Source organism: bacterium (assembly GCA_019637795.1).
GTDB lineage: Bacteria > Desulfobacterota > Binatia > HRBIN30 > CADEER01 > JAHBUY01.
Map to the genome: position 1 here is coordinate 411,197 of JAHBUY010000003.1, position 22,471 is coordinate 433,667.

Annotated in this window: 18 protein-coding genes; 9 read left to right on the forward strand and 9 right to left on the reverse strand. The window is 72.6% G+C overall.

All coding sequences use genetic code 11. From position 1 onward, the window contains the following. Positions 1 to 28 precede the first annotated feature (28 nt). Positions 29 to 703 carry a methyltransferase domain-containing protein gene (locus tag KF840_11790; GenBank protein MBX3025577.1) on the forward strand — a complete coding sequence of 225 codons (675 nt, stop codon included), beginning with the start codon at positions 29 to 31 and terminating at the stop codon, positions 701 to 703. Between the two features lie 7 nt (positions 704 to 710). On the opposite strand, the gene KF840_11795 is transcribed toward KF840_11790, so the two are convergent. Continuing rightward, the gene (locus KF840_11795; GenBank protein ID MBX3025578.1) at positions 711 to 2,492 is read right to left on the reverse strand and encodes a B12-binding domain-containing radical SAM protein; all 1,782 of its coding nucleotides are present in this window, start codon (positions 2,490 to 2,492) and stop codon (positions 711 to 713) included. 192 nt (positions 2,493 to 2,684) lie between these two features. Between KF840_11795 and KF840_11800 the strand changes: the two genes are divergently transcribed. The 4 genes from KF840_11800 to KF840_11815 all read left to right on the forward strand — a co-directional run bounded on the left by KF840_11800 (position 2,685) and on the right by KF840_11815 (position 7,531). Next, positions 2,685 to 4,214: a hypothetical protein gene (locus KF840_11800; protein ID MBX3025579.1), complete on the forward strand. Its 1,530-nt coding sequence runs from the start codon at positions 2,685 to 2,687 to the stop codon at positions 4,212 to 4,214. A 103-nt stretch (positions 4,215 to 4,317) separates the two neighbouring features. Next, positions 4,318 to 5,193 (forward strand): dTDP-4-dehydrorhamnose reductase, encoded by an 876-nt coding sequence (gene rfbD, locus KF840_11805; protein MBX3025580.1) that lies wholly within the window; start codon positions 4,318 to 4,320, stop codon positions 5,191 to 5,193. Between the two features lie 81 nt (positions 5,194 to 5,274). After that, on the forward strand, positions 5,275 to 6,192 hold the full coding sequence (locus tag KF840_11810) for a glycosyltransferase family 2 protein (protein MBX3025581.1): 918 nt from the start codon (positions 5,275 to 5,277) through the stop codon (positions 6,190 to 6,192). A 22-nt stretch (positions 6,193 to 6,214) separates the two neighbouring features. Continuing rightward, a complete protein-coding gene (locus tag KF840_11815; protein MBX3025582.1) occupies positions 6,215 to 7,531 on the forward strand; it encodes a methyltransferase domain-containing protein in 1,317 nt (438 codons plus the stop codon). Positions 7,532 to 7,993: 462 nt separating this feature from the next. Here the strand turns inward: KF840_11815 and KF840_11820 are convergent, their stop codons facing one another. Both KF840_11820 and KF840_11825 read right to left on the reverse strand, forming a co-directional pair. Further along, the gene (locus KF840_11820) at positions 7,994 to 10,198 is read right to left on the reverse strand and encodes a sulfatase (GenBank protein ID MBX3025583.1); all 2,205 of its coding nucleotides are present in this window, start codon (positions 10,196 to 10,198) and stop codon (positions 7,994 to 7,996) included. 77 nt (positions 10,199 to 10,275) lie between these two features. Continuing rightward, positions 10,276 to 11,883, reverse strand: coding sequence for a hypothetical protein (locus KF840_11825; GenBank protein ID MBX3025584.1), 1,608 nt, complete (start codon positions 11,881 to 11,883; stop codon positions 10,276 to 10,278). Positions 11,884 to 12,015: 132 nt separating this feature from the next. Between KF840_11825 and KF840_11830 the strand changes: the two genes are divergently transcribed. The 4 genes from KF840_11830 to KF840_11845 are packed head-to-tail and all read left to right on the forward strand — an operon-like array spanning position 12,016 to position 16,543. Then, entirely contained in the window at positions 12,016 to 12,648 is a 633-nt protein-coding gene (locus tag KF840_11830) for a class I SAM-dependent methyltransferase (GenBank protein MBX3025585.1), read from the forward strand. Beyond that, the gene (locus tag KF840_11835) at positions 12,638 to 13,594 is read left to right on the forward strand and encodes an NAD-dependent epimerase/dehydratase family protein (protein MBX3025586.1); all 957 of its coding nucleotides are present in this window, start codon (positions 12,638 to 12,640) and stop codon (positions 13,592 to 13,594) included. Before KF840_11830 ends, KF840_11835 begins: the two co-directional genes overlap by 11 nt. Then, positions 13,570 to 15,780, forward strand: a complete 2,211-nt coding sequence (locus tag KF840_11840) for a glycosyltransferase (protein MBX3025587.1) — start codon at positions 13,570 to 13,572, stop codon at positions 15,778 to 15,780. The genes KF840_11835 and KF840_11840 overlap by 25 nt, the downstream gene beginning before the upstream one ends. 7 nt (positions 15,781 to 15,787) lie before the next feature. Further along, a complete protein-coding gene (locus KF840_11845) occupies positions 15,788 to 16,543 on the forward strand; it encodes a class I SAM-dependent methyltransferase (GenBank protein ID MBX3025588.1) in 756 nt (251 codons plus the stop codon). A gap of 106 nt (positions 16,544 to 16,649) precedes the next feature. On the opposite strand, the gene rfbC is transcribed toward KF840_11845, so the two are convergent. The 6 genes from rfbC to KF840_11875 all read right to left on the reverse strand — a co-directional run bounded on the left by rfbC (position 16,650) and on the right by KF840_11875 (position 22,462). After that, positions 16,650 to 17,213 (reverse strand): dTDP-4-dehydrorhamnose 3,5-epimerase, encoded by a 564-nt coding sequence (gene rfbC, locus KF840_11850; GenBank protein ID MBX3025589.1) that lies wholly within the window; start codon positions 17,211 to 17,213, stop codon positions 16,650 to 16,652. Positions 17,214 to 17,489: 276 nt separating this feature from the next. Beyond that, positions 17,490 to 18,143 carry a class I SAM-dependent methyltransferase gene (locus KF840_11855; protein ID MBX3025590.1) on the reverse strand — a complete coding sequence of 218 codons (654 nt, stop codon included), beginning with the start codon at positions 18,141 to 18,143 and terminating at the stop codon, positions 17,490 to 17,492. Then, positions 18,109 to 18,879 (reverse strand): glycosyltransferase, encoded by a 771-nt coding sequence (locus tag KF840_11860; GenBank protein MBX3025591.1) that lies wholly within the window; start codon positions 18,877 to 18,879, stop codon positions 18,109 to 18,111. The genes KF840_11855 and KF840_11860 overlap by 35 nt, the downstream gene beginning before the upstream one ends. 27 nt (positions 18,880 to 18,906) lie before the next feature. Continuing rightward, positions 18,907 to 20,121, reverse strand: a complete 1,215-nt coding sequence (locus tag KF840_11865; GenBank protein MBX3025592.1) for a nucleotide sugar dehydrogenase — start codon at positions 20,119 to 20,121, stop codon at positions 18,907 to 18,909. Continuing rightward, a complete protein-coding gene (locus KF840_11870) occupies positions 20,118 to 21,068 on the reverse strand; it encodes an NAD-dependent epimerase/dehydratase family protein (protein ID MBX3025593.1) in 951 nt (316 codons plus the stop codon). The genes KF840_11865 and KF840_11870 overlap by 4 nt, the downstream gene beginning before the upstream one ends. Before the next feature lie 116 nt (positions 21,069 to 21,184). Further along, on the reverse strand, positions 21,185 to 22,462 hold the full coding sequence (locus tag KF840_11875) for an ISNCY family transposase (GenBank protein MBX3025594.1): 1,278 nt from the start codon (positions 22,460 to 22,462) through the stop codon (positions 21,185 to 21,187). Positions 22,463 to 22,471 lie beyond the last annotated feature (9 nt).

The window sequence follows — 22,471 nt, forward strand, 5'->3', positions numbered from 1 at the left end:
GCAGCGCGGCGACGCCTATCCCCCCGGCATCGGCGATCACTACTGGCTGCTGGCGCGCAACCGCGTCGTCGCCGCGGCGCTGCGCGCCGCCGGCGCCGCGGCGCCGATCCTCGACATCGGCTGCGGGCCCGGCGCCACGGTCGCCTACCTGCGCCAGCGCGGCCTCGCGTGCTCCGGCGTCGACGTCGCCGCCTATGCGCCAGCGGCACCCGGCCTGGCGGCCGTCATCCGCTATCGCCAGGACGTCTTCGCCCTGCCCGCGGCGGAGCGGGCGCCGATCCGCACCCTGCTGCTGCTCGACGTCCTCGAGCACCTGGAGGCCCCGGCGGCGTTCCTGCGTCGCTGCGTCGAGGCCTTCCCGCAGCTCGGCCACGTCGTCGTCACCCTGCCGGCGCGCCAGGAGCTGTGGAGCAACTACGACGTCTACTACGGGCACCACCGGCGCTACGACCGCGCCGCGGCGGCGGCGCTCTGCCGCGACGCCGGATTGACCGTGCGGCGCTGCGACTACGTCTTCCACGCGCTCTATCCCGGCCTGGCGCTGCAGCGCCTGCTGGCGGGCGCGCGCGGCGTCGAGTTCGCGCCGATCCGCCATCGCCGGCTGCACCGACTGCTCGCCGCCCTGCTGTACGCCGACGCGCGCTGGCTGCCGGGGCGCCTGCCCGGCACCTCCGTGCTCGTGGTCGCCGGCGCCGGCCGCTGACCCGCGCTCAGGCGCCGGGAGCGTCGGCGACGCCCTGCAGCGCCAGGGTGCGCGCCGTGCCGTGGTCGGGACGCAGCACGTCGACGTAGTTGCGGCGGTGCAGCTCGCGGCTGTCCAGCGGCGGCGTCTCGTCGACCCCGCTGCCGAGCCGCTGCCGGCGGATCTGGCGGTAGATCGCGTCCCAGGGCGCGAACATCGCCGCTTCCTCTTCGGGCGAGATCCAGCGCGAGCCAGAGAGCGCCAGGCGCAGGGTGGCGAGGCCGTTCTTCAGCGAGACCCGCAGCGCCGTCTGCAGCTTCGAGTGGTGGCTGCCGGAGCCGACGCTCTCGAAGAACGCCGCCAGCACCTTGCGCGCGCCGAGCACGCGCAGCCGGCTGCCGTAGAAGGCGGCGATGAAGCGCAGCCGCCAGTAGAAGAGCTCCGGGCGGCCGAAGTGATCGCTGTAGGTCGCCGCCGGGTAGATCGCCAGGCCGTTCAGGATGTGGCGGAAGTACTCGCGGTCGATGACCACCTTGCCGTTCTCGTACAGGGTCCGGAAGAGCTGGGTGCCGGGCAGCGCCATGTAGTACCCGCTGCCCAGGTCATTGACGCCGCGGCGCGCGATCTCCGCCAGGAAGGCGATCGTCTCCCGCATCTCCTGCCGGCCGTCGTGCGGGAAGCCGACCACCAGGTAGGCGGCGACGCTGAGGTCCGCCTCCGCCGCCGCCGCGATGCTGGCGTACAGCCGGTCGCTGTGCATGCGCTTCTTGATGTACTGCCGGGTCTGTTCCGATCCCGATTCCGGCGCGTACGCCATGTTGATCATCCCCGACTGCTTGAGCAGGTGGGCGACCTCGCCGTCGATCGCCTCCGAGCGCGTGCCGCTCGCCATCTGCCAGCTTATCCGCAGCCCGCGACCGATGATCTCCTTGCAGAAGGCGACGATCCATTCCTTCTTGATCACCGCCGTCAGGTCGTAGAAGGGGAAGTTGCGCGCCCCGTAGTCGCGCACGTAGCCCTCGATCTCGTCGGCGACGTCGCGCGGGTCGCGCGGCACCCACTTGGTCGTCCACATGTTGGGCGACGAGCAGTAGGTGCACTGGTAGGGACAGCCGCGGGTCGCCAGCATCGGCACCGTCAGGTAGGTCGAATAGACGCCGCCGATGAAGCGGTGCCGGTGATACGCCTCGAGGTCGAAGTGGCGCCAGGCCGGCCGCGGGATCGCCTCCAGCGCCGTCGACCGATTGCGCCGCGGGTTGACGACGATGGCGCCGTCGCGCCGGTAGGCGATGCCGGCGACGTCGGCCAGCGAGCCGCCCTGCAGCAGGGCGTCGAACAGCGCCCGCGCCGTCTCCTCGCCCTCGCCCAGCACCAGCACGTCGGCCTGCGAGGTGGCGAGCGAGAATTCCGGCATCGCGGTCACGTGCTCGCCGCCGACGACGATCGGCAGCTCGGGCCGGCGTTCGCGGATCAACCGGATGAGCTGCACCACCATCGGCCACTCGTGGGTGAACATGCAGGTGATGCCGACGCAGCGGGCCTCGGGCGCGACGCGCGCCGCCACCTCGGCCAGCGGCAGCCCCACCAGGTAGCCCTGGAAGTAGCGGGTGTGGGTCGTCGGACCGGAGGACAGGGCGTCGATGACCTGCACCCGGTACCCCGCCGCCTCGACGGTGCCGGCGATGTACGCCAGCCCGAGCGGCGGCACCAGGGTGCTGGTGCCGACGCGGAACGTCTCCGCGCCCGGCGGGCGGATCAGGGTGACGAGCGGCGCATCGGGCCGCGGCGCGTGAGCCTGCGTGCTGGTCATGATGAAGGGAACGCGCCACTCCCCCGGGGCGCCGGCCAATCCTGTGGCAGCCTCCGGGTGATGTCAACGTAATCCGACGCGGCGCGGGACCATCGCGGGCCGCGTTGCGCGCCCCGGACCGGGAGTGGTAGCTGCCGGCGTGCGTCAACGCCCCGGACAGCCTCGACGAGCCCGCAGCGCGGAGGCGCCGCGGTGAGGGCGTCCGCGTCGCATGCTCGGCTCCGGTGGTCCGACGCCGGGCTGGCGCTCGTCGTCTTCGCCGGCGCGATGGCGTGGTTCGCCGCGCAACCGCACAACCTCGGTCCGGCCGACGAGGCGTTCCTGCTCGCCGACGCCGTGCGCATCGGCAACGGCGAGCGCCTGTACCGGGACATCTTCTGGCTGGCGATGCCGCTCGCCCACTGGGGGCTGGTGGCGGTGTTCTCCGTCTTCGGCGCCTCGCTCGCCACCGCCAAGGCGGCGATGGCGGTGGTCAACAGCGCCACCGCGGCGATGAGCGTCGCCAGCGCCCGCGCCCTCGGGGTGCGGGCGCGGCTGGCGGTCCTGCCGGCGCTGGCGTTTCTCGCCCTCGTGCAACCGGTCTGGCCGCACGTCAGCCCGCACTGGCTGGTCACGTCGTTGATCATGGCGCTGCTGCTGCTGGTCGCGGCCCCCGGCGCGCTCGAGCGGCCGCGGCGGCTCTTCGCCGCCGGCCTGGTGCTCGGCCTGCTCGCCGGCGTGCACCAGCAGAAGGCGCCGGCGCTGACGGTCGGGCTGCTGCTGGCGATCGCGATCGCCTGCTGGGTGCGGCGCGGCGCCGCGGCGCCGCGCTGGTGGGTCCGCGTCGGCCTGCTCGCCGCCGGCGGCGCGCTGATCATGGTGCCGGTGCTGGCGACGCTGCTGGCCACGGTCGACCTGCAGCGGCTGCTCGACGACACGGTGCGCTTCCCGCTCACCGGCTACCGCAGCTTCCACACCGACGTCGGCTGGGGCCGGGTGGGCATCCTCAACGCCGCCCTCGCCGCCTACACCTGGCCGCCGCTCCTGCGCTTCCTGCCCCTGCTCCTGCCGGTCGCCGGCGCGGTGGCGGCGACCGGCTGCCGGCGCGGCTGGCCGCGCGGCCGCGTCGCGCAGTGGAGCGCCGCGATGCTGGTCTGCGCCAGCGCCCTCGCGGCCATCGGCTACAACGCCGACTTCATTCACATCGCCTACGTGACCCCGCCGCTCCTGGTGCTCGCCGCTCTCCTCCTCGACACCGCCGTCGCCGCGCTGGCCGGCCGCCGGCAGACCGCCGCGGCGGCGCTCGCCGCCGCGGCGCTGGCCGCCGTGCTCGGCCTGCAGTTGTTCCGCAACGCGCAGCGCATGCGGGCGGAATACGGCATCCGGGTCGACACGGCGTTCGGACCGGTCGACTTCCACGCCCCCAGCGAGGTCGCGCTCAACGCCCGCGTCAGGGACCTGCTCGACCAGGCTCCGTCGCGCGAGCTGTTCATCTATCCCTGCTACGCCTCGCTCTACCTCACCGCCGGCGCCCACAACCCGACCCGGCACCAGATCCTCCTCCCCTCGCTCAGTTGGCCGTCGTACTTCGCCGAGGTGCGGCAGGCGCTGGCCGAGCACCCGGCGCTGGTCATCGTCATGGGCCGCCCGCCGGCCAACGACCCCTTCGTCACCGGCCTCGCCGAACACTACGCGCCGTTCGACAGCGGCGACGGCTGGACCGCCTACCGCTGGCGGCACTGACGCGCGCCGGCCGCGCGCATCGCGGCCGGCGACCGGCGCCGCACGGAGCCGACCGGCGACACCGTGGTTGCCGACCCGGGGTGGCTGGGGTAACACCTCGCCGATGCGCCATGCGGTGATCATTGGTTCCAAGGGGCAGTTGGGGACGGACCTGCAGCCGGCACTGCGCGGCTGGAAGCTGAGCGGCCTGGCGCACGCCGATCTCGACGTCACCGACGCCGAGCGCGCGCGGGCGGTGCTCGGCGAGCTGGCGCCGGACGTGGTGATCAACACCAGCGCCTACCACAAGGTCGACGTCTGCGAGGACACGCCGACCGAGTCGTTCGCCGTCAACGCCACCGGCGCCTACCACCTGGCGCGGCTCGCCGCCGAGCTCGACTTCACCCTGGTGCACTTCAGCACCGATTACGTCTTCCGCGGCGACGGCGCGGTGCCCTGCCGGGAGACCGACCCGTGCGAGCCGATCAGCGTCTACGGCGCCTCGAAGCTGGCGGGCGAGAAGCTGATCGCCGCCTACGCGCCGCGCCACTTCATCATCCGCTCGACCGGCCTCTACGGCGTCGCCGGCGCCAGCGGCAAGGGCGGCAACTTCGTCGAGACGATGATCCGCCTCGGCAAGGCCGGCCCGGTGCGGGTGGTGGACGACCAGGTGATGACCCCGACCGCCACCGCCGACCTGTCCGCGGCGGTGGCCGAGCTGCTGGCGCGCGAGGGCAGCCCGAACGTGCCCTACGGCCTGTACCACATCACCAGCGGCGGCCAGTGCTCCTGGTACGTCTTCGCCAAGACGATCTTCGAGCTCTGCGGCATGGCGGTCGATCTGTCGCCGATCACCACCGCCGAATCCGGCTCCAAGGCCCGCCGCCCGGCCTTCTCGGTGCTCGACCACGGCCAGTGGATGCAGGCCGGCTTCAGCGAGCTGCGGCCATGGCGCGCGGCGCTGACCGACTATCTGAAGGCGAAGGGGCACATCGGGTGAGCGGCGTCATCGGGTACCGGCAGGAGCGCGCGCGGCCGTCGCGGCGACGCGCCTGACGGCGCGCGATCTGGCCACCGGCCGATGCCCGTCCCCACCGTCCAGGTCGTCGTCGTCAACTGGCGCAAGCGCGGCGCGACGCTGGACTGCCTGGCGGCGCTCGGCCGCCTGGCGGACCGCGACTGGTCGCTGGTACTGGTCGACAACGGCTGCCGCGATTTCAGCCAGGCGGAGCTCGACCGCCTGGCGCCGGGCGGCCAGTACGTGGCGAGCGAGAGCAACCGCGGCTTCGCCGGCGGCGCCAACCTCGGCTGGCAGGCGGCGCGGGCGCGCGGCGCGGCGTGGGTGTGGTTCCTCAACAACGACGCGATGCCGGACGCGGGCGCGCTCGGCGCGCTGCGCGCCGCCGCCGCCGGCCCGCCGCCGGCCGATCTGGTCGGGGCGAAGATCCTGCAGCGCCAGGCGCCCGACCGGCTCGACTCGATCGGGATCGACATCGATCTCGCCTCCGGGCGCATGCGCCTGATCGGTCACGACGAGGTCGACCGCGGCCAGTACGACCGGCTCAGCGACCCGGTCGCGGTCAGCGGCTGCGCGCTGTTCGCGAGCGCCGCGGCGCTCGACGCGCTCGGCGGCTTCGACGCGAGCTACTTCGCCTACCTCGAGGACGTCGACCTCTGCCTGCGCGCCCGCGCCGCCGGGCTGCGCGTCGCCTTCGCGCCGCGCGCCCGCGTCCTGCACGACCGCCCGCCGGCGCGGCGCGGCCGGCAGTCGACCGCCAGCCTCTACTACACGACCCGCAATCACCTCCGCCTGCTGCAGCGACACGGCCCCGGCGCGCCCTGGCTGCGCGCGCTGCGGGAGGCGCGCGTCGCCGCCTGGTCGGCGGCCTACGCGCTGGCCAGCGGCGGCGGCGCGCCGCTCGCCGCCCTGCGCGCCATGCGCCGCGGGCTCGCCGACTTCCGCCGCGGCGTCGCCGGCCCGGATCCGGCGGGCGAGTGAGGCGCGCCGGTCGTCGCCAACCATGACCACCGCCGCTCCCCCCAGCGTCGAGCAGCGCACCGAAGCGTGGCTCGACCAGACGATGGATCCCGGCATCGCCGCCCCCGGCGGCCGGCTGTTCGACGCCGCGGGCCGCCCGAGCGGCATCAGCCGCTACCACTTCGGGCGGCTGCGCCGGAAGCTGCGCATCTTCCGCTGGCTCGACCGGCTGCCGCCCTTCGCGTCGTTCATCGATCTCGCCTCGGGCTGGGATCACTTCCCCTGGCTGGTGCGCCAGCGCTACGGGGCCGAGGCCTACTACTCCGACCTGGTGCACCGCATGAACCTGCCGATCGACGGCCCGCCGTTCGGCAAGCTCGATCACGCGGTGACGCTGCGCTTGCCGCGGCTGCCCTTCCCCGACCGCGCCTTCGACGTCGTCCTCTGCTCCGAGGTGCTCGAGCATCTCGTCCGCCCGGTCGAGTCGATCGCCGAGCTGCTGCGGGTCACCAACCAGGTGCTGCTGGTCACCAGCCTGGAGGCCTTCTCGGTCAACCGCTGGGAGCGCTTCTGGCAGCACCACCGGGTGGACGTCCGCCGGCCGCACGTCGACCGCAATTTCCTGCTGCGCGACGAGCTGCGCGCCCTGTTCGGCGCCGGCGCCCGACTCGAGAACCTGCTCCACGACCCCGATCAGCCCGCCAGCGCGTTCGCGCCGATGGGCGAGCAGACGGCCGCGTACGCGCGCCTCGCCGAGGCGCCGGCGCTGGGCGCGGCGCTGCGCCGCGCCACCGCCGAGACCCGGCACCTGCCGGGCGCGATGGGCGTGCTGGCGGTGGTGCGCCGCGACGGCGCGCCGCTGCCGGATTCCCCCGCCGCCGCCGACGACGCGCTGCCCGAGTGGCTCCTCGAGCGCACGCGCGAGGAGGAATGCATCGTCGAGGAGACGCTGGCCATCGCCGCCGCCTGGCAGCAGGGGCTCGCCGAGGTGCCGCAGGCCGCCGCCGACGCGCTGGTCCATCGCCCGGTCGCCGAACCGCTGCGCCGGCGCCTGTGCTGCCCCGACTGCCGCGGCGCGCTCGCCGCCGACGCGCTCGCGCTGCGCTGCCCCGCCTGCGCCACGCGCTTCGCCTCGCAGTACGGCGTGCCGATCCTCTACCCGACCAGCGACGACCGCGGCGCGGCCGGCCTCGCCGAGGCGCTGGCGCAGCTCTGCGGCGACGATCCCGCCCGCCGCCGCGCGCTCGCGCGCCTGGCGCGCAGGCTGCGGCGCAACGAAGCCCCACCCGCCGCCTGGCGGCGCGCTGCCTGGTGGCTCGAGGACCGTCTCGGGCTCGCGGGCGAGTCGGCCTCGACCTGATGGAATTGGCTTTGATGTGACGAAAACATTTCACCACGGAGGCACAGAGACACGGAGTAGCCTGGACGAGAGAGGGTTCGGGGCGAGATTCCCAACGCCATCAGCAATGGCCATAGGGATCGCGCCCACCCGCCATTCCGACGCTGCACCCTCCGTGTCTCCGTGCCTCCGTGGTGAAGGTGTCTTGTCGTATCGAGGTTAGCCTTGATGCGACAAAAGACTTTCACCACGGAGGCACGGAGACACGGAGAGTTACTGATCTCGAAGCCCGCCAAGTGGTCCTCCCAAAGTTCATTAGAAATGGAGTGAGAAGAGGCCCCGCGCCTTCGCTATGGCACCGAGCCCTCCGTGTCTCCGTGCCTCCGTGGTGAAGGTGTCTTGTCGTATCGAGGTTAGATCAACGCGGAGGCGCGAACGGGCGGGAACCGGCGCGGCGCATCGGCGCCGAGCGCCGAGTCCGGGTCACGGCTCGCCGAGCAACTGGCGCAGCCGGTTCGCCAGGCTGACGCGCAGGCCGGCATAGGCCGGATCGTCGGCGCGATTGTCGAGCTGCCAGGGATCGGCGTCGAGGAGGTAGAGCTCGACCTCCCCGGTCTCGTACTCGACGTACGTGTAGCCGTTGATCACGTCGCGCACCCCGACGTAGTCGGGAACCTGGTCGAACGGCCGCAGCACGCCGCCCTGATCGACGTCGATCATGAAGAGGACGGGGTCGGCGCCCGGCATGCGGTACTTGATGCTCACCCGGTCCGGCATGGAGAGCTGCGCCACCTGCATCTGCGGCAGGGTGGCGCGGAGGACGCGCACCAGGTTGGCGAACGTCTCGTCGGCGGTGGCGCCGATCGCCACCGCGGTGGCGCCGGCGCCGACGACGCCATCGCCGTCGAGCTCGTAGACCTTCGCCGGCCGCGGCCGCTGGCGGGTCGGGCCGTAGAGGACGCGGATGCGGTCGCCGTCCCGCGGCTGGCCGGCGTAGGAGAAATTGTCGCCGCGCAGGGTGCGGAAGCGCTCGAGCAGGAAGTCGCCGCGCTGCCCCGGGTCGGGCAGGCCGCCGATCAGCGGCAGCAGGCTTTCGCCGTCGAGCGCCAGCGGCGGCACGACGCCGGCGGCGGCGGCGATGGTCGGCGCGATGTCGATGTTCAGCACCGGCTCGGAGCGCGCGAACCCCGCCTCGCCGGCCAGGCGCGGGTAGCGGACGATGAACGGAACGCGAATCGCCTCCTCGTAGGCGTTCTCCTTGCGCTGCAGGAAGCCGCGATGCTCGCCCCACATGACGCCATTGTCGCCGGTCAATATCACCATCGTGTCCGCCTCGACGCCGGCGTCGGCGAGCAGGTCAAGGGTCGCGTCGATCTGCTCGTCGACCGCCAGCAGGCTGCGGTAGGCCTTGCGGCGCACGCTGTCGGTCAGCTCGCCGCCGAAGGGATCCGGCGCCTGGAAGGCGACCCAGTGCGGCTTGTCGCCGATGTCGGGCTCGTTCCAGCTCGGCGGTCGCCACGGCGGCAGATCGGCGAAGCGGTCCTCGTGGCGCTGCGCCGGCTGCGGCTCGACGGCGTCGACGTGCGGCGCGTAGGGCGTGTAGAGGGCGAAGAACGGCGCCCCGCGCTGCAGCGCCGCGGCGATGAACTCGCGCAACCGCGCCCCGAGGACGTCGGTGCTGTACTGGGCGTCGGAGGTATGGTCGTCGAACGCCTCGACGGCGCCGGATTCGTCGACCAACGCGTAGCTCTGGCCGTTCACGCCGCCGTAGTGCTCGGGCGACTGCATGGCCTGCCAGCGCTCCCATCCCGGCGGGATGTAGTAGGCACCGCCCGGACCGGCCGTCGCCTCGCTGCCGCTGTAGTCGTTGAGATACTTGCCGAACAGCCCGGTGGCGTAGCCGGCGGCGTGCAGCCAGGTGGCAATCGTCTGCAGGTCGGCGCCGCCGACCCGGAAGCTGTCGGCGCCGCCGAGGTCGCCGGCCACCGAGCGGGTGCCGTGGTGGATGGAGTAGAGCCCGGTGAGGAGCGAGGCGCGGCTCGGGGTGCAGACGGAATTGGGCACGAACGAGTTGTGGAAGGTGACGCCGGCGGCGGCGAGCCGGTCGAGCACGACGGACATGCGGTCCACACCGTCGAAGCGGGCGTCGTCGAGGTTGATGACGAGGAAGTTGGGACGCGGGGTGACGTCCGGGTCGCGGGTGGCGGTGGCGCGCGGCGAGGCCGTCGCGGTGCGGATCGCGGTCGCGGACGCGGTCGCGGCAACCGTCGCGGTGACCGTGGCGTCGCCGTCGGCCGTCGCCGTCGCGCTGGCGCTCGCCAGCGCCGTCGCGGTCGCGGACGGCGGCGGTTCGCTCGCCGTCGCGGTGGCGAGCGGTCCGGTCGGCGTGACGGTGGGACTGGCCGTGCCGGTCGGCGATGGCGCCGCGGCGCATCCCGACAGCGCGGCGTTGACGCCCTGCACCAGCTCGGCGATGCCGACCTGGCCGTCGCCGTCGGCGTCGAAGGCCGGGCAACCGGCCAGCGGCTGACTGCCGAGGGCGATCGCGACGCCGCGGATCAGGTCGTCGATGCTGATCGCCCCATCCCCGGCGCAGTCGCCGACGCAGACGGCGCGCGCCACGCCGGCGGCGCAGACGAACGCGATCAACGCGAGCGCCAGACACGCGACGCGGCGACGTTTCCCCACGGTGGCAATGATCTCGACGGCATTCGCGTTGTGCAAGGCCGCGATGAGCCGGCGCGGCAGGCCCGCCCGGCCGCGGGTCATCGCGGCGCCCCGCGCCGCGAGCCGTGGCGCGGCGTCGGGCGCCTGGTCGGCGCGCGGCGCGTCGGCGTCGGCGTCGGTGCGACGGTGGGCGACGCCGTCGGCGCCGGCGGCAGGCCGGCCGCCAGCAGCGGCAGCGCTTCCTCGTGGGTGCGCAGCAAGGTCGCGGTGCGGCGGCCGCCGCGCCGGCGTAGCTGCGCGACGATGGCGGGATCCACCATCGCGTAGACGACGGGGTGGCCCAGCACCTCGTTGCTGGGGAAGAAGATCACGAACAGGCCCGCCCAACCGGGAAACTCGCCCATGCGGGCGAAGTAGTTGAGCGGCGGCATCGGCCGGTTGAAGAGGACGAGCGTTTCGCCCGCCGGGGTGGCCAGGGCGCGGACGGTGACGACCGCCTTCATCATCGCCACCGTCTTGCGCTCGGCGTCGTAGTGATCGATCGCCGGCGGCGACAGCGCGACGTTGGCGGCGAGCGCCGCCAGCCAGGCGAGCAGGATCCCGGTGGCCAGGCGCGGCCGCGCCGCCAGCGGCGCGCCGACGATCGACAGCGCCAGGCAACCCGCGAGCACCAACAGCGCCGGCGCGCAGTAGTGGTAGCGCAGCGACAGCTCGAACACGGCCTGGCTGGCCACTCCGCCGCGCCCGGCGGCGATGATGCCGTAGGCGCCGCCGGCGAGCAGCAGACAGGCGAGCAGCAGACGGCGCGGCGCCGGCGCGGCGCGCCACAGCGCCAGCGCCAGCAGCAGCCCATACAGCGCCGCGCATCCGATCATCGCGGGCGTCCGCCAGGCGCCCGGCAGCCAGTCCCCGGTCAGCGTCCTGGCGATCGCCACCGCCGTGAGGCGCGCCAGCAGCGACAGGATCGTGAGCGCGTCGGGCAGCGTGTCCCGGGTGCCGGCGATCGACGCGTGCCAGCCGCCGGTGATCAGGCGATAGAGCCCCTGCACCAGCGCGTAGAGCAGCGGCACGACGATCGCCAGCGAGGCGAAGAGCCAGCGCGCGAAGCGATTCGGCCGCCCGGGCAGACACAGCGGCAGGGCGACCGCCGCCGCCATGGCGATGCCGATGCCGGTGCCGAAGCAGGCGCTGCCGATCACCAGGAGCAGATAGGCGCCCAGCGCGGCGAGCGGCGACGCCGAACGGCCGTCGCGCAGCACCCGGCCGAGCCACCCCAGCACGGCGAGCAGCAGGGCGGTCATCGCCACCTGGCCGTAGACCGAGTACCAACCGAGCGCCTCGGCGTTGAGCGGCGAGATGCCCCACAGCGCCGCCCCGGCGCAGGCCAGCCGGCGGCTGCCGCTGGCGGCGGCGATCGCCGCCGCCAGCAGGCCGATGTTGAGCAGATGGGTCGCCAGCACCATCCAGAAGTAGCCGCGCGGGTCGACGCCGAAGAGGGCGTGCGAGAGCGCGAACAGGGCATTGCGGACGACCAGCATGTGGCCGCCGTGCGGCGTCACCAGGAACTCGCCCAGGCGGCCGTCGGCGATCAGGTAGAGATGCTGGAAGTCGTCGCCGTGGAAGAAGTTGGCGGTGATCGGCCAGTAGGCCCAGGCGCCGAGCGCGACCGCTGGCAGCAGATAGAGCAGCGAAGCCACGCGGCGCATCGCGGCTCGTTTGCCTGGGCCCCCTGGCGAGTTCAAGTGCCCCGTGCCGGCGCCAGGCGGCGGGCCGATGTCGGTCGCCGGCCGCGGTGCCAGGGCTTCCAAAATGCCGCGCCAGCGGCAATAGCTGCGGCGATGCGCGCCACCCGGCCCGGACTCGCGACCCGACTGGCACACGCGGCGGCGCGCAACACCGCCCTCTTCCACTACACCCGCTGGCTCGCCTACCTGGGCGTGGCGCCCCGACTGGCCGCCGCGCTCGAGCTCGCCGACGGCGAGCGGCTGCTCGACGTGGGCTGCGGCACCGGCTTCTTCTCGCGCCTGGCGCGCGGCCCCTACATCGGCTTCGACACCGCCCTCCCCTCGCTCCGCTTCGGCCGCGCCCACGCGCCGGCCGGACACGCCTTCGCGGTCATGAGCGCCACCCACCTCGGGCTCGCCGACGGCTGCGTCGACCGGGCGCTGATCGTCAACGTCGCCCATCACCTCACCGACGAACAGTGCGACGTCCTGCTGCGCGACCTGCGCCGCGTCGTCACCCGGCGCGTCGTGCTGGTCGACCTCGACCCCGACAACGGCAACCCGCTCGAGGACTGGTTCATGCATCGCGATCGCGGCGCCTTCCTGCGCTCCCGCGCCGCCCTGCGCCAACTCGCCGCCGCCCACTGGCGGGTCGAGGACGAAGCGCTGTTCCACAACTCCCTGCACACCCAGCCGCAGATGCTCTTCCGCCTCGCCCCGCGGCAGGGAGACGCCCGTGCGGAGTAGGTTCGCCGGACGCCATGTCCTGGTCACCGGGGGGTGCGGCTTCATCGGCGCGCATCTGGTGGCGGCGTTGCGGCGCGAGGGGGCGGCGCGGGTGGTGGTGCTCGATCGCATCGACGCCCCGGCCGAGCGCCGCGGGCTGGTCGACGACCCGCGCGTCCAGATCGTTCGCCACCAGCTCGGCGGCGACCCGCTGCCGGCGCTCGCAGCGGCGCTCGACGGCATCGAGCTGCTCGTCCACCTGGCGGCGGAGAAGCATCGCCCGGCGCTCGACGATCCCGACGCGCTGCTCGCCAGCAACGTCGTCGGAACGCGCCGCCTGTTCGACGCCGCCGCCCGCGCCGGCGTCGCCAAGGTCGTCTTCTCCTCCTCGCTCTACGCCTACGGCCGCCTGCACGCGCCGGCGATGGACGAGGGCGAGTGCCCGCAGCCGGCGACGCTGTACGGGATGTCGAAGCTGTTCGGGGAGCAGCTCCTGCGCCTGCACACCGCCGACGGCGGCATGCGCGGCGACGCGCTGCGGTTCTTCTTCGTCTACGGGCCGGGACAGTACGCCGGCATGGGATACAAATCGGTGATCGTCCGCTCGTTCGAGCGCCTGGCGCGCGGCGAGGCGCCGGTGGTGATCGGCGATGGCCGGCAGGCGCTCGACTACGTCTACGTGGATGACGTCGTCGAAGCGGTCCTGCGCGCCCTGCTGGCGCCCGGCGGCGGGCGGGTGCTCAACGTCGGCTCCGGCCGCGCCACCGCCGTCGGCGACCTGGTGGCGCGCATGTCCGCCATCGCCGCCGGCCCGCCGCCGCGTTCGGCGCCGCCCGACTGGACCCACGACACCCACCGCGTCGCCGCGATCGACCGCATCCGCGACGCCCTCGCGTGGCAGCCGACGGTCGCGCTCGACGACGGCCTGCGACGGACCTGGCAATGGATCAGGCAACAGCCGACGTGACGCCGACCCTGACGGTCATCGCCCCCTGCTACAACGAGGCGCGCAACCTGCCCGAGCTGGTGGCGCGGCTCGAGGGCGCGTTCGATCGCAAGGGGATCGACGGCGAGATCGTCCTCGTCGACGACGGCAGCACCGACGATTCGCGCGCGGTGCTCGCCGAGCTCGCGGCCGCCTCGCCGCGCCTGCGCGTCGTGCGCCACGAGCGCAACCGCGGCATCGCCGCCGCCTGGCGCAGCGGGCTCGACGCGGCGCGCGGCACGTTCGTCTGCCTCATCGACGCCGACCTGCAGAATCCGCCCGAGGACGTCCCCCGGCTGCTGCGCGAGATCCGCCTGTCGGGCGCCGACCTGGTGCAGGGCTGGCGCAGCAACATCGGCCGCCTCTTCGATCACCGCTGGGTGCTGAGCAAGGGCCTCAACGTCCTGCTCAACGGGCTGTTCGGCATGCGCGCCCGCGACAACAAGTCGGGCTTCGTCCTCGCCCGGCGCGAGGTCCTGGCGGACATCCTCACCCACCGCTACCGCTACCGCTACTACCAGTCCTTCATCACCGTGGCCGCGCACTCGAAGGGCTACACCGTCCGCGAGGTCGAGACCCTCTTCGATCGCCGCCGCGTCGGCCAGTCGTTCATCGCCGGCCTGCCGGTGCGGGTGGTGCTGTGGAGCCTGGTCGACCTCGCCAAGGCCTTCGCGGAGTTCCGCTGGTCGCCGAAACGCGATGGGACCGTGCACGACTTCCTGCGCGACCACGAGCCGACCCGCGCGTCGCCGCCGCTCACCGGCTGGCGCGCCTGGTCGCTGCGCGCCTACTTCGCGACCATGCCGCTGCACCACTGGATGATCACCCGGCAGGCGCGGCACTACTACGACGAGCTGCAGCGCTCGCAATGGCTGCGCCCCGCCGACGTGCGCGCCCTGCAGGAGCGCAAGCTGCGGCGGCTGATCGACCACGCCTACCGCCACGTCGCCTACTGGCGGGAGCGGATGGACGAGCGCGGCCTGACGCCGGACGACATCCGCCACCTCGAGGATCTCGGCAAGCTGCCCCTGCTGTCGAAGGACGTGGTGCGGACCCAGCTCTACTTCGACCTGCTCTCCGACAACCACGACAAGCGGCGCATCCAGCGCATCACCACCAGCGGCTCGACCGGCGAGCCGCTCACCATCTACGTCGACCAGCATCAGCTCGAGATCCGCTGGGCGGCCACCCAGCGCAGCATGGAATGGACCGGCTGGCGCTTCGGCGACCGCTCGGCGCGGCTCTGGCACCAGACGATCGGCATGAACCGCCTGCAGGTCGCCCGCGAGCGGGCCGACGCCTGGTGGAACCGGCGCCTGTTCATCCCCGCCTTCGAGATGAACGAGGCCGGGATCGCGCGCTCCATCGCCGCCCTGCGGCGCCACCGGCCGGCGCTGGTCGACGGCTACGCCGAGTCGTTCAACTTTCTCGCCTACCACGCGCGCCGCCACGGCCTCGACGGCATCCGGCCGCGCGGCATCATCTCGTCCGCCCAGGAGCTGCCGGCGCACAGCCGCGCCACGATCGAGAACGCCTTCGGCTGCCAGGTCTTCGACAAGTACGGCAGCCGCGAGTTCTCCGGCATCGCCTGGGAGTGCGAGCAGCACGACGGCCACCACGTGGTCGCCGAGAGTTTCATCGTCGAGATCCTCAGGGACGGCCGCCCGGCGCGCCCCGGCGAGCTGGGCGAGGTGGTGATCACCGACCTCAACAACCTGGTGATGCCGCTGATCCGCTACCGCATCGGCGATCTCGCCGTGGCGATGGATCCCGCGGTGCCGTGCGCCTGCGGCCGCGGCCTGCCGCGCATCGGCCGCATCGAGGGCCGGGTGCAGGCGGTGATCGTCGCCGACAACGGCGCCTACATCCCGGGCACCTTCTTCAGCCACCTGTTCAAGGACTACGACCACGTCGTCCGCCAGTACCAGGTGGTGCAGGAGCGGCGCGGCGCCATCCGGCTGCGCATCGTTCGCGGCACGCGCTTCTCGGACGAGCAGTTCGACGAGATCCTGGCGTTGATGCGCCGCTACCTCGGCGCCGCCATGCAGATCGACGTCGAATTCACCCCGCGCATCGACATGGTCCGCACCGGCAAGCACCGCAGCATCGTGTCGTCGATCGATCTCGACCTGCAGGCGGGCGAGGTCGAGGTGCTGCGGGCCCCCTGAGCGCGCGATGGCCTCGTCCGAGGACGCGCAGCGGGCGCAGTACAACGCCCAGATCGACGAGTACGACGCGCACTACGACGACCCGTGGAGCCGCGAATTCCGCGAGCGCTTCGTCCACGCGCCGCTGTTCGACGGCCTCGACCTGCGCGGCCGCCGCGTGCTCGACGCCATGAGCGGCAGCGGCCTCGGCATTCCGGCGCTGCTGGCGCGCGGCGCGCGGGTCACCGGCCTCGACGTGTCGGACGCCGCCATCGCCGCCATGCGCCGGCGCTGGCCGGAGATCGAGGCGGTGTGCGCCTCGATCACCCGCTCCGGGCTGCCGAGCGCGCACTTCGACGCCGCGGTGGTGGTGGGCGGCCTGCACCACCTCCACCCGCACGTCGAGGAGGCGGTCGCCGAGATCCACCGCATCCTCGTCCCGGGCGGCACCTTCGCCTTCATGGAGCCCCACACCGGGTCGCTGCCCGACGTGCTGCGCCGCATCTGGTATCGCTACGACCGGCTGTTCGTCGACAACGAGGCGGCGGTCGACATCGCCGGCCTGCGCCAGCGCTTCGCTGGTCGCTTCACGGTGGTCCGCGAGCACTACGGCGGCGGCCCGGCCTTCCTGCTGGTCTTCAACTCGATGGTCTTCCGCATCCCGCTCGCCGCCAAGCCCTGGTACAGCCCCGCGATGCTCCGCCTCGAGGACTGGCTGACCCGGCGCATGTCGGCGCGCACCGCCTGCTTCGTGGTCTGCCAGTGGCGCAAGGACCAGCCGTGAGGCGCCAGCGGGCGCGAATCCCGCGCATCCGCCGCGGCGCGCCGGCGGGCGAGGTCGGTCGGTCGGAATCGCCCCGGCGTCGACGCGACGACGGCGACCGCGCGGACTACGCGCCGTAGCGGAAGTGCTGCGAGCGCTCGTCGGCGAGCCACTGCTGCAACGTCGGCGCCTTCTGGTCCTTCTCCGAGACGATCGGCGGGATGTTCGGCCAGGCGATGGCGAGCGCCGGATCGTTCCACAGGATGCCGCCCTCGCCGGCGCCGTGCGGCGCCGAGCACTCGTAGAGGACGATGGCGTCGTCGGTCAGCGCCACCGTGCCGTGGGCGAAACCGGGCGGCACCCAGATGATGCGGTGGTTCTGATCGTTGAGCTCGACCGCGGTGTGATCGCCGAGGGTCGGCGACCCGTGCCGCACGTCCACCACCACGTCGATGATGGCGCCGTGGATGCAGCGCACGAACTTGCCCATCGGCGGCGCCCACTGGAAGTGCAGGCCGCGGATGACGCCCTTCTTCGAGTGCGTCTGGATGGCCTGCCTGAAGTCGGTCGGAATGCCGAGGGCCTTCAGATCCTGCTCGACCCACGACTGCAGCAGGAAGCCGCGGTCGTCGACGAAGAACTTGGCGGTGATCACCTGGATGCCCGGCAGTTGCGCTGGCTCGCGATACATCGAATCCCCCCGGAAGTTGGCCGTGCAGTGGTCTATCCCTCGCGGCGCCGTTTTGGAACCGCCCCAGCGCCGCGATCTCGCCTCGATCCGACGAAACACCTTCACCACGGAGGCACGGAGACACGGAGTAACCTGGACAAGAGAGGGTTCGGGGGCGAGATCCCCAACGCCATCAGCAATGGCCATAGGGATCGCACCCACCCGCCATCCCGACGCGGTACCCTCCGTGTCTCCGTGCCTCCGTGGTGAAGTTGTCTTATCGCCTCGTGGCTCGTTCTAGCGCGGCCGCTCGGCGACCAGCAGCATCTGCTTGCCGGTCAGCCACTGCAGCGGCGGGCAGCGCAGGTAGAGGCGCAGCAGCAGCGGAGCGGCGACGCGAATGCCCTTGGTGCTGTATGGCAGGAAGCGCGGCCGCAGCTCGCGGACGGCGAAGCCGGCGAGCTCGACCGCCTCGCGCAGCGAGCGGTCGCTGAGCGCCAGGCGGTGGTCGAGGAAGTCCCAGTACTCGCGGTAGGCGAAGCGGATGTTGGGCTGGATGACGACCAGCCGGCCCCCCGGGCGCAGGGCGTCGCGCACGGCGCGCAGGGTCGCCAGCAGCGCCTCGGGGTTCGGCAGGTGTTCGAACAGGTTGCTGGCGAAGACGACGTCGAGCGGCCCGGGCAGCCAGCCGAGGGCGTCCACCGGACCGCAGTGCGTCTGCACGTCGGCGGCGGCGTGCTCGGCGAGCGCCGGGTTGGTGTCGACGGCGAACTTGCGGCCGCAGCGGATGTGGTTGATGAGCTCGCAGCTCCCGGCGCCGAGATCGAGCACGGCGGCGTCGGGCGCCACGTAGCGCTGCAGGACGTCCTGGCAGAGCACCGCCCACAGGCGCGCCTTGGCGGCGCGCTCCGCGGGATCAAAGCGCTGCGCGTAGAGCGCCTGCTCGTCCACCGCGCCCTCCCCGCAGCGCCAGGCCGTACCAGCGCAGGTAGCGCCGCAGCCAGCGCAGCAGCTTGAAGTTCGACGCGCCGGCGGTGCGATCCTTCCAGACGGTCGGGATCTCGGTGATGCGGAAGCCGGCGAGGTACGCCTTGACCGTGATCTCGAGGGCGATGTCGAAGCCCTCGCTCGATTCGAGCCGCAACTGCTCGAGCATGGCGCGCCGATAGGTCTTGAAGTTGCTCGTCGGATCGCGGGTCGGCAGCCCGGTCAGGGCGTGCAGGCTGAGGCCGGCCAGGCGCGACAGGGTGCGCTTGAGCAGCGGCCCGCCCTCCTGGACGCCGCCCGGCATGTAGCGGGAGGCGGCCACCAGGTCGTAGCCCTGCTCGATCAGCGCCAGCATGCGGCCGATGTCCTCGGGCACGTCCGAGGCGTCCGCCATGGTGACGCAGACGGTCTCGCCGCGCGCCGCCGCGAAGCCGGCGCGCAGCGCCCAGGCCGGGCCGCGGCCGAGCGTGTTGTGCACCGCCCGCACCTGCGGGAAGCGGGCCTGGACGTCGGCGATCACCGGCAGGGTCGGATCGTCCGCCTCGTCGTGCACGACCAGGATCTCGTGCGGGCGCGGCGCCGTCGCCGCGACGGTCTCCATCGTCGCGCGCGCGCCCTCGCCCTCGCGATAGACCGGTATGACGATGGAAAGGCGCAGCGGCGCCGAACCGGTGGACGCGGAGAGATCGGCGGGCGGCATGCGCGGTCCGTCAGCGCGGCCCGGGGCTCACAGCGCGAAGACGACGCGGTCGGTGCCGAGCACGTTCCAGACGTCGACGATCACCGCGCCCGGGGCGCAGCGGGCCCGCAGCGCCGCCGGGGTCAGGCGGCGGAACGCGTCGTGGTTCATCGCCAGGAAGACGAACTGGGCGCCGGCCAGCGCCTCGTCGAGCGGCGCCGAGGCGATCAGCGGATCGTGCAGGGCGACGTCGCAGCCCTCGGCGAGCAGCAGCTTGCGCAACTTGTAGGACAGCGAGTTGCGCGGGTCGTCGATCTCCTTCTTGAAGGACAGGCCGAGGATCGCCGCCCGCGCGCCCTCGAGCGGGGCCAGGGCGCGCGCCTGCTCGATGAGGTAGGCCGGCGTGGTTTCGTGGATCTTCCAGGCGCTGGCGATGAGCTCGTTGTAGGGAATCCTGCCGGTGAGGAAGAAGCCGTCCTTGTACAGGCACGGGCCGCCGGTGAGGCCCGGCGACTTGATGCCGCCGCGCTTGTAGCCGCGGTTGACGGCGTTGAGGATCGGGTAGATCTCGCGCCGGTGCTGGGCGGCGATCATCATGAACTCGTTGCCGATCGCGAAGTCGATGTAGCGGTACATGTTGCAGAACAGCTTCGCCAGCTCGGCGCTGCGGGCGTCGAGCTGGTGGATGGTCGGCGTCACCAGGCGGAAGAAGCGCGCCGCCCGTTCGCTGCTCGCCGCGTCGACGCCGCCGACGATCTGCGGCACCTCGGGGAGCTCGGCGAAGGAGTGGCCCTCGGCGATGCGCTCGGGACAGAAGGCCAGGAACAGGTCCGAGCCGATGCGCGGGCCGCCGAGGCGCTCGATCAGTCGCCCGAGCTGCTCGGTGGCGCCCGGCGCGACGGTGCTGCGCAGCACCAGGAGCTGGCCGGGGCGCAGGTGCGGCAGGGCGGCGCGCAGCAGGTTCTCGATCGGCAGGAAGACGGGATTGTTGAAGTCGTCGACCGGCGTGCCGAGGGTGATGACGATGGTCTCGGCCTCGCGGATCGCCGCCAGGTCGTCGCCGGGATGGAACCGCGTGCCGAGCGTCGCCGCCAGCGCCTCCGGCCCGCCGGTCTCGCGGAACGGCATGCGGCCGGCGCGCAGCGCCGCGACCGTCGCCGGATTCGACTCGATGCCGTGGACCGTGCAGCCGCGCTGGGCGAGGAAGAGCGCGAACGGCAGGCCGACGCGGCCGAGCCCGATGACGGCGACCGACTCGCTCATGCGCCGGCGCGCGCGGCGGCGGCGGCGAGGACCTCGCGGAGTCCCTCCTCGAGCGTCACGCGCGGCGTCCAGCCGAGCACGCGCTCGGCCTTGCTGTTGTCGGGAACGCGGCGGCGGATGTCGGAGGGGAACCCGGGCACGTACGTCGCCTGGAACGGCCGCCCGTCGCCACACAGCGCATAAAGCCGCTTCGCGAGGTCGAGCATGGTGATCTCCTCGGCGTTGCCGAGGTTGAAGTCCTGGTTGACCGCCGCCTCGCTCTCCATCGCCATGATCAACCCGCGGGCGATGTCCGAGACGTGGGTGAAGCAGCGCGTCTGGGTGCCGTCGCCGAGGAGCTCGAGCGGGTACTGGCCGGAACGGATCTTCTTCACCAGGTCGGGAATGACGTGCGCGTCGCCGACGTTCTCGCCGGCTTCCTCTTCCGGCCCGATGGCGTTGAACGGCCGGATGATGGTGTAGTCGAGCCCGTGCTGCTCGTGGAAGGCGCGGCAGTACCACTCGCCGATCAGCTTGCTGAAGCCGTAGGCGGTGAACGGCGGCGGCAGCGAGAGCAGCTCGTCCTCGCGGCTCGGGAAGCGGGTGGCCGACTCGAACACCATCGACGACGAGACGAAGATCATGCGCTCGATCTTCTCGGCGGCCGCGGCCTCGAAGGTCGAGGAATAGATCTGGTTGTTCTCGCTCAGGATCGTGGCCGGCAGGCGATGGAAATAGCCGATGCCGCCGATGCGGGCCGCCAGGTTGACGCAGACCCGCACGCCGCGCATCGCGGCGCGCGCCGCCTCGGGCGAGGCCAGGTCGGCGCGCACGAATTCGGCCCCGGCGATCGGCTTCGCCGACGGCTTGCTGAGGTTGTCGGCGATGCGCACCGCGTGGCCCTTGGCCAGCAGTTGCCGCACCACCTCGCTGCCGATGAATCCGCAACCACCCGTGACGAGAATCATAGACGGCGGACAGTAATCGCCGCGTCGCGGCAGGGTCAAGCGGGTGCGCGCGACGCTGTCGCTGCTCAGTGATTCTGTCCGCCCTCAACTGCTCAGTGATTCCGTCCCCCCGGGGTTCATCGTGGTGGTGACGGGATCATGTCGGTGGGGGAAACGGAAGGAGCCCGCAGGGCGACTGGAGTTTTCCCCACCGAGGCGGCGCTCGGCGGCCGCCGCCGCCGGCGCTTGAGCGTGCGGAGGGCGCCGGGCGAGGTGGCGGCGGCCGTGGCGATCACCGTGTCGCCGCCGTAGACGCGCCAGCTGCCGTCGAGGAGCTGGCGCACCTCGACGCGCGTCCCCGCATAGCTGCGCTTGCGCGGGCCGGGCGGGATGTCGAGGACCAGGCCGCCGATCCGCACGGTGTTGTCGTTCAGCACGGTCGCCTCGTACTGGAAGCTGCAGATCCGGCTCAGATCGGTCCCCCGTCGCACCGGCCGCCACGCCGGGGTGGCCTCGGCCGGGGGAATGGCAAACCGCTGGTTGTGCTCCGCCCGAAAGGCCTCCAGCACGGCATTGGCCTCCTCCACGGTCGTGGCCCCCACCAACCGGAGCTCGGAGACCAACCGATCCTGCAGCGTGCCCCACAGCCGCTCCACTCGGCCCTTCGCCTGCGGCGACAGCGCGTAGATCACCTCAATCTCCAAGGCCGCGAGCGCCCGGCCCACCTGCGTCGGGTCTTGGACCCCGCGTAACTCCTCTTCCAGCGTCCAGTGCGCGTCGTTGCGCTTCAGGCTCCCGTGCCGATCCATGTAGGCGCTGTACGGAAGTCCTTTCGCCTCCGCGATCGCTCGCAGCACCCGCAGGTACCCTGCCGCGCACTCCTGCTCCACGAACGACGCCCCAGGCAGCAGCTCGCCGGTCGCGTCATCGATCGCTCCCATCAGGCACAGCATCGGCCCGCGCCCCTCGAGCCACTCGTGTCGGCTGCCGTCCCAGAGGATCATCAACCCCGCCTGCGGTTTGCGGTCTCTGCGCCGGCGGTGTTTCGGGGCGCGCCGCCGGCGCGGCGGCCCGATGCCCGCCGCGCGCAGCAGCCGCTGCACGCTGGCCCGAGAGACCTTGACCCCTTCCACGTCCCCCAGCTTCTCGGTGAAGTGCTGGTCGTTGAACCCGTCGTACTTCTTGCGCCGCAGCTCCAGGATCTGCTCCCGCACCGCTTCCCCCAAGCGGTGCTTCGGCGCCCGCCCCGTGTTCCCGTGCTGCACTCCTTTCGCCCCACGCCGCCCCACCGCCCGCCGCAGCCGTCGCACCTGCCGCTTCGACAGTCCCAGCACCTCCGCCGCTTCTCCCACCGTCAGCGCCCCTCGCTCGATCCGCTCCACGGCGTCCAGCCGCTTCCATTGCCGCTTGCTCATCCTCTCCAT

Coding starts and splice junctions, on each gene's coding strand:
- KF840_11795 (MBX3025578.1), bottom strand. CDS start 2,492: ATGACCAGCACGCAGGCTCACGCGCCGCGGCCCGATGCGCCGCTCGTC.
- rfbD (MBX3025580.1), top strand. CDS start 4,318: ATGCGCCATGCGGTGATCATTGGTTCCAAGGGGCAGTTGGGGACGGAC.
- KF840_11810 (MBX3025581.1), top strand. CDS start 5,275: ATGCCCGTCCCCACCGTCCAGGTCGTCGTCGTCAACTGGCGCAAGCGC.
- KF840_11815 (MBX3025582.1), top strand. CDS start 6,215: ATGACCACCGCCGCTCCCCCCAGCGTCGAGCAGCGCACCGAAGCGTGG.
- KF840_11825 (MBX3025584.1), bottom strand. CDS start 11,883: ATGCGCCGCGTGGCTTCGCTGCTCTATCTGCTGCCAGCGGTCGCGCTC.
- KF840_11830 (MBX3025585.1), top strand. CDS start 12,016: ATGCGCGCCACCCGGCCCGGACTCGCGACCCGACTGGCACACGCGGCG.
- KF840_11840 (MBX3025587.1), top strand. CDS start 13,570: ATGGATCAGGCAACAGCCGACGTGACGCCGACCCTGACGGTCATCGCC.
- KF840_11845 (MBX3025588.1), top strand. CDS start 15,788: ATGGCCTCGTCCGAGGACGCGCAGCGGGCGCAGTACAACGCCCAGATC.
- rfbC (MBX3025589.1), bottom strand. CDS start 17,213: ATGTATCGCGAGCCAGCGCAACTGCCGGGCATCCAGGTGATCACCGCC.
- KF840_11860 (MBX3025591.1), bottom strand. CDS start 18,879: ATGCCGCCCGCCGATCTCTCCGCGTCCACCGGTTCGGCGCCGCTGCGC.
- KF840_11865 (MBX3025592.1), bottom strand. CDS start 20,121: ATGAGCGAGTCGGTCGCCGTCATCGGGCTCGGCCGCGTCGGCCTGCCG.
- KF840_11870 (MBX3025593.1), bottom strand. CDS start 21,068: ATGATTCTCGTCACGGGTGGTTGCGGATTCATCGGCAGCGAGGTGGTG.
- KF840_11875 (MBX3025594.1), bottom strand. CDS start 22,462: ATGAGCAAGCGGCAATGGAAGCGGCTGGACGCCGTGGAGCGGATCGAG.